The following is a 2,436-nucleotide window of genomic DNA, read 5'->3' on the forward strand; positions in this document are numbered from 1 at the left end:
GCATTATAATCTGCGGCTGCCTGCTTCTTAACATTTGGTACTACTAAGAAATACAATAAACCAACACCTATAACAATACCAATGATTAGATTTATAAAAACCCAAATATTGGGTTTTTCTTCACGGTAATGAGAAATTGGTGCGATATTAGATATATTTGTTGACTTTGTTGATACGTTGTCTTCTTTTTTATCATTAAAATCTTGAACTGGTTGCCTCGATTTTAATTCGTCTAAATAACGCAACGTTGTTGTATTAGTAACATCAACCTTATGAATCTTCATAAGACATTTCTGTGCTTTATCTTTTTCATTATGCTTCATATACAATAGAGCTAAGAGATGATGTGCTCTTAAGAAATGTGGATTTAAGCTTGTGACTTTTTTAAGCTGTATAATAGCTAAATCATCATTACCTTGTTTCGCTGCCTGAAGTGCTGCGTTATACTTCTTAATCATCTGATTAGCTGCTTCAAGACGTGTTTGATTTGCTTGAATACTATTAATATAGAAATCACAATCATTGTTTTGTGGTTGATAATGTTTGCTTAATACCCATTCACTAAGAGCTGCAACAATCTCACCCATTTCATAATATACAAGTCCTAATAAATTTCTTGCATCCGTATTCTCTTTATTAAATTTTAAACTTTTTTGTAATACAAAAACTGCACCTGTTAAATCCCTAACTTTTGCTTTCTCTAATCCACTATTATAATAGGTATTAGAGATACGTATAGCTCTTTGAAAGGCAGCTACATTTGTTCCGCATTTATCACATTTAATCTTTTTTCCTAAAGTGCTTCCACAATTTGGGCAATTCATCTTTTTTCACCTACTGTCTTTCCTTTATTGCACTGTCTTACTTACTTATTTATTCTTCATCTCACTCATCATTTCTTTAATGATATCCGTTACATCTGTTAAATCATTGTTATATATAGCATCTTCTGCTTGTTCAACTTCCAAACTAGGTTGGAACTTTTCTAATTCTTCTTCAAAATTAATCATAGTATCCTCCTATTACTTATCTCTACAAAATAATTGCTCACCAAAAATTATACCATAGCAAGCACAATTATCAAGTACTTTCTTTCGCAATTCTCGACGGATCATGCATATTCTAGTAATTCATGCACATACTGTCAGTTTCAGTATTTATTCCATAGCAAATAAACATACATCTAAGCCCTTACGTTTCACTATTACATTATTGAATTCTTCTTTAATAATGAGCATACTACCATTGATTTTAATGCGACATTTAGGATAAATTGCTCTGTTAACAATTATCTTAGCATCTTTTGCCTTTTCTAGGGTATCTAAAAGTATATTTCTTTGATTTGTAACAAAACTTATCTCAGAATTTCGTTCAATCTTTGTTTTCAAAAGATTTATTTTTTTCTGTGATAGGTCCTTTCTATTCTCTTTATCAATATAATAAACTGTATTTTTAATGTTTTCTTCTCTAATAATTATATCAGGAAGTGGGTCCGTCTTGTAACCAATATTTAAATCTGTTCGTACTTCAGCCATACTTCCAATAATTGTTGCCGTAACTCCACTAACTGCATTAATAACACCACCAACTATAACTCCTCTTTTTCCAGAAACGATTACTTTCTCCTTTGTGGTAATATTACAATGCATTATAGCGTTAGCATTCACGTTACCACCAGCATTAATCTTAACTTGTTCAAAGAATTTTCCAGAAACCTCTCCTCCAGCCACGATTTTTCCTTTGCCACCGCCCTGCATTCCATTCTGTAAGATAACATCTCCTTCTGCTTGTAAATCAGCCGACTCTACATACCCTGCAACATATATATTCCCACCAGCTTTAACTCTAGAACCGGCCATAACATTCCCTTTAATCGCGATATCTCCAGAGAAGTTCGCATTCCCAGTCGATGTGTCAATATCTCCTTCGATAGTCAGGATATCAGTGATTTCTATCTTTCCATTCTTATATTCAATTTTCCCAGCAATATCAGCCCGATAGATTGTTCTATCTTCATTAACCGAAAAACCGCTTCCCTTTAATGTTTGTAGTTCTCTACCGTTCCTTGCAAATATCTGACTCCCCTTGATATTCCTTCCAAACTTTCCTTTTGTTGCTTTGTGATATTCTGCAATAATCTGACCTTCATAGACTGTTTCCATCTTATTCAAACTACTATAGTCAGCAGAGCCGTCTTCCAATATAATTGGTTTTGTATCTAGATCTTTATTAAAGAAATATTCATAAAATCCATTCTCCCCTTCAACAGGTAAATCCCCTTCTGCTATCAACTTATCTATATATACTAACTGATTTTGTACTATTTCTTCAATTACATCTACCTTAATACCATATATCACATTATTCATAGCTAGTTCTGCGAGGATTTGCTCCTTTGTATATAGTTCTTCCTTCTCCCCTGGAACTAATGTTATG

Annotated in this window: 3 protein-coding genes; all 3 read right to left on the minus strand. The window is 33.0% G+C overall.

Annotated elements, in window-relative coordinates; all coding sequences use genetic code 11:
• Positions 1 to 824 (minus strand): tetratricopeptide repeat protein (locus tag ACW2QF_RS12375; protein ID WP_455716312.1); only part of this gene is annotated, 824 nt, incomplete at its 3' end.
• Positions 825 to 869: 45 nt separating this feature from the next.
• On the minus strand, positions 870 to 1,010 hold the full coding sequence (locus tag ACW2QF_RS12380) for a hypothetical protein (RefSeq protein WP_455716313.1): 141 nt from the start codon (positions 1,008 to 1,010) through the stop codon (positions 870 to 872).
• A gap of 147 nt (positions 1,011 to 1,157) precedes the next feature.
• A partial coding sequence (locus ACW2QF_RS12385; protein WP_455716314.1) for a DUF342 domain-containing protein occupies positions 1,158 to 2,436 on the minus strand: 1,279 nt, incomplete at its 5' end.

It is taken from the genome of Anaerosporobacter sp. (assembly GCF_965301125.1).